The organism is Paracoccus pacificus, from assembly GCF_042680785.1.
GTDB lineage: Bacteria > Pseudomonadota > Alphaproteobacteria > Rhodobacterales > Rhodobacteraceae > Paracoccus > Paracoccus pacificus.
Genome location: NZ_JBHUEN010000033.1, coordinates 1 through 3,599, shown reverse-complemented (window position 1 = coordinate 3,599; position 3,599 = coordinate 1). Strand labels below are relative to the sequence as shown.

Genomic DNA, 3,599 nt, shown 5'->3' with positions numbered 1-3,599 from the left:
GGACTTCAGAGCCAGACAGATTCATCGTCAATCCGATCCACCAGATGCCGGGACTGAACACCTAGCCTGACTAAGGATATGGATGTTTCCGTCCGCAAACTCAGTCCAAAGCGTGCAGCGCCTGCATATTTGCTCAACCACGAAGCCAGCTACCTTCTCCGATCCATTTCAGTGCGGAGATCGAGGGCATGAACATATACTCGCCACCTCGCAAGCGGTTGAATGTCGTGACACCGTTGACACGTCTCCTGACGGGTTGGTCGGGGATCGTAAACCGTCCCGGTTGCTCGTGTAGCCCGACAACCGGGTCGCGCTCTTCACCCAGGTCCAGAAAGTTTCCACGATTGATCCATTCCTGCTGAAGAAATTCGATCGTGTCAAAGGCGCGTGCGCTAATGAAGATGAAGAACAGCCCGCGATCACCCGTGTCGTCGCTGGTGGTCATGTCGCGGCTCCATTTTGGGCCGAAGGTTGAAGAACGGCGGATGATCCGGTGGATGTTCTGGTCAGTCAGAATGGTCAGCTTGCTGCCGCGTGGGTTCATGCGTCGCATATGCGCCGAGTGCGGGCAGATCAGACCCTTGGTATCGTCCGAGTAATCGAAATCGTTGTTTTTATCACGATCGGCTCCCAGGGCTTCGTCATCCTGATCGGGCGACATGTTCAACGGCGCGCCAGAGCGCCAGCGGCCAAACATCTTCGCACCCAGCCGATCCTGAGCCTCTTCATCGCTGCCGTGTTCGCGCAGGAAGTCGTTGAAAGCCCCGACGCAGCTTTCATACTTTCGCAACACCACGAAAGATCCGTTCCGGCCCAGTACGTCGGGAGAGGGCATCGCTACGGGGCTTCCGGCTTCGCTGTCCTCGCCCAGAATGAATTCGCCAGCGGCGATGGCACGTTCATCGCCGGGATTTGGCTCGACCCCTGCGCCTGCGACGGTGGGTTGCGAAATGCTGTCGCGATAACCGAAGGGGTTTTTCGCCTCCTTATCCGCGCCGAACTCATGCGTGCCCATCAGTCTCACGCCGGTGGCCTGTTCCAGTTCGGCCATAGCATTGGCTTTTACGCGCTGAAGTTCAGCGTCGCTCTGCGCGAAGATCGACAGTGCGATGTGGCAGCTCTCATTCTGATAAGCCTCTTCCCAGGTCTCGGGCTCATTCTCGCCCTCATCCCGAAGCTGGGCGGCGCGGGCGGCCATGCCCTGCTGGAATGCCAGAGGAAAGGATTTCAGCGAGTCATCCGGCAGACCAAGCGCCTTCAACCCGGCATGGCTAAGTGCCACCCCCATCCATGCTGGCATATCTTCGGTCCAGCCCTCGGCTGACGGCACATGTCCGGCCAGCCGCCCGATCAGGTCGCGTCCGCCCGCTGCGTCATCGACATGAAGCATGGCGTGAATGCCGACATAGGGCTCTGGACGGGAGCGCAGGATAAGTCCCTGTATATCGTCAAGTTGAAGCGTGACCCGTTTGCTGTCGAAGCGCTTGCGCAGATTGCTGAGGAAAGACATCAGTAATCCACCCCCTCGGGGACCGAGACGGCATCGGAAAGCTTGGACAGTGCGTCGCGCGTTGTATCGTCCATCGCGTCATTCTTGGACATCTTGTCCATGAAATCGTTCAGCGCAGCTTCCATTCGCTGCATCCGGCGTACATCCACGACCGTGACCTGAGGGTTCGCCACGAACCAGCCAGCCGCGTCGATCTGATGACCGGCAATGAAGTCCTTGACCTCGGGACTATCGATGCCGGGCCAGCCTTCGATATTGGCGAACAGCAGATCCATCAGGCCGGGAATCTTGGTTCCGAAATCATTGATATAGGTGTCCCAATCGCCGTCATATGTGGTGGCGAAGATGATCCGCGTATCATCATCGAAGAACACGAAACGCATGTCATGCAGCGTCGAAACGCGCTGCGCGCCATCGAAATTACCGCCGGTCAGATCAAAGATCCGCCGCAGCCGGGCGGCGCCTCCGGGTTTGACCTTGGCGATGGCGGTCAGTTCCGATACATTGCCGGATTGGCGGCCCGCGCGGCCAGCGGATTGCGAGCTTCCGTCGAACAACTTGTTATGGTCGCGGATCAAACCTTCGATGGCGATCTTCGCCAGTTGCGGCGCATCGGCTGCGACTTCCTTGGCGACACGGCGAAATTCCTGAAGGCGTGTTTCGTCGTCGAGACGGGGATCAGTGGTCTTTTTACTCATCACATGCTCCTGTTTGAGCGTTCATCAATCGGGGACATCGGTCAGTGCCCGCGGCTCTTGCCGGGGCAGATTGTTCAGCCGGTGTCGCTGCTCGGACGAGGATTCATAGGCCGCCTTGCGCACCCGCATGATAGAGCCGAGCGGTCGATGGGCCGCCACGCCGTTCCACGGATTGAAGGCGAGATGGTCGTCACCGTGAACCTGCCGCGCGGGGGAATATGCATCCTGCGCCGGGAAATGCAGGCTGGCAACGGGGCGGTGGGGCGAGGCATCTGCATCCCATTCGACCGCCGCATCCTCGACCGGCATCTGTTCGAGGTCGGTGCAAAGTTGCGCCCGAAGCGTATAGGTTGCATCGTTTTCGGCCAGATATGCACCGACCGCATCGCGCATAGCTGAAAAACCGCTTTCGACTTTCGCGTCGGTGAGATCGACCACGCCACCTTCCGGCGCAATGGACAGTTTGGCAACATGGTCGCCATAGCGAAGTGCGGCCTGCGTGTGGAAGGTTTCGCCCAGCATGTTCGCGTTGTCGCGGGCCAGACCAAGAAGGGTCGCGCCGGGCTTGCCGCCCAACGCCTCGATCACGTCCTCGGCACCGCGCGCGGCGGCTGCCACCAGCTTCTGAAAGCTGTCGGGCGCGTTGGCGTTTTTTTCCAGGAGGGCCAGCATCTTCTTGTATTTCTGCACTGTTCCGAATGCCAGAACAGGGAAGTTCACCATAAGGAAGTCTTGATTTGCACCGCCAATGGTCGGCGTCAGCCTGTCACCCGGAACGCCGAGCACCTTCAGTGCGATGCCGCGCGGTGCGGGGATCTCGTCGCTGTGAATATCGCCGGGGGCCGAAGACAGCCGAGCCACAACTTCATATTCCGCGCCGGGAAAAAAGATGCCCTGCGACAACTCTGGCGCAAGATCTTCATGGACAGTCATCCGCCCCTTCAGGATCGCGTGGCTTTTGGCATGTGCATCGCGATGTGCATGGCGGTGCCTTTCCGCGTTGGCAGCCTGCGTCGCGCGCATTTGCGCCACGATGTCCTCGATCAGCCGGGTCTCGTCGTGCTGAAGGTTTTCAATGTCGTCGCCATATCTGATCGGAGGCATGTGGACCTCTTTCTTTCTCGCCGGGCAGATCGCCTCAAGGCTGGGGTAAAGTCACCCGTTTTGCAGTCTAAACACACTGCCGGCGGCTGCGGTTGCCGTGAAAATGCATGACCTCGCGGCAGGCACCCTGTTTCGCTGGTCCGCAGAGCCAGTAGACGTTGGCTCAACAACCCGCTGATGATTGAGTCATACGAGAACTTCTATTTTGCTCCCTCCCCGCCCCTAGGTGTTCAGTCCCGGCATCTGGTGGATCGGATTGACGATGAATCTGTCTGGCTCTGAAGTCC

Annotated in this window: 3 protein-coding genes; all 3 read right to left on the bottom strand. The window is 59.1% G+C overall.

The window, feature by feature from the left end; all coding sequences use genetic code 11:
- Positions 1–133: 133 nt before the first annotated feature.
- Genes ACFSCT_RS11860 through ACFSCT_RS11850 form a run of 3 tightly spaced genes read right to left on the bottom strand, consistent with a single transcriptional unit; the run spans position 134 to position 3,240 of the window.
- The gene (locus ACFSCT_RS11860) at positions 134–1,510 is read right to left on the bottom strand and encodes a Dyp-type peroxidase (RefSeq protein WP_088234138.1); all 1,377 of its coding nucleotides are present in this window, start codon (positions 1,508–1,510) and stop codon (positions 134–136) included.
- On the bottom strand, positions 1,510–2,208 hold the full coding sequence (locus ACFSCT_RS11855; RefSeq protein WP_088234139.1) for a hypothetical protein: 699 nt from the start codon (positions 2,206–2,208) through the stop codon (positions 1,510–1,512). Before ACFSCT_RS11855 ends, ACFSCT_RS11860 begins: the two co-directional genes overlap by 1 nt.
- 24 nt (positions 2,209–2,232) lie before the next feature.
- On the bottom strand, positions 2,233–3,240 hold the full coding sequence (locus tag ACFSCT_RS11850; RefSeq protein ID WP_465263182.1) for a catalase family protein: 1,008 nt from the start codon (positions 3,238–3,240) through the stop codon (positions 2,233–2,235).
- Between the last annotated feature and the right edge of the window lie 359 nt (positions 3,241–3,599).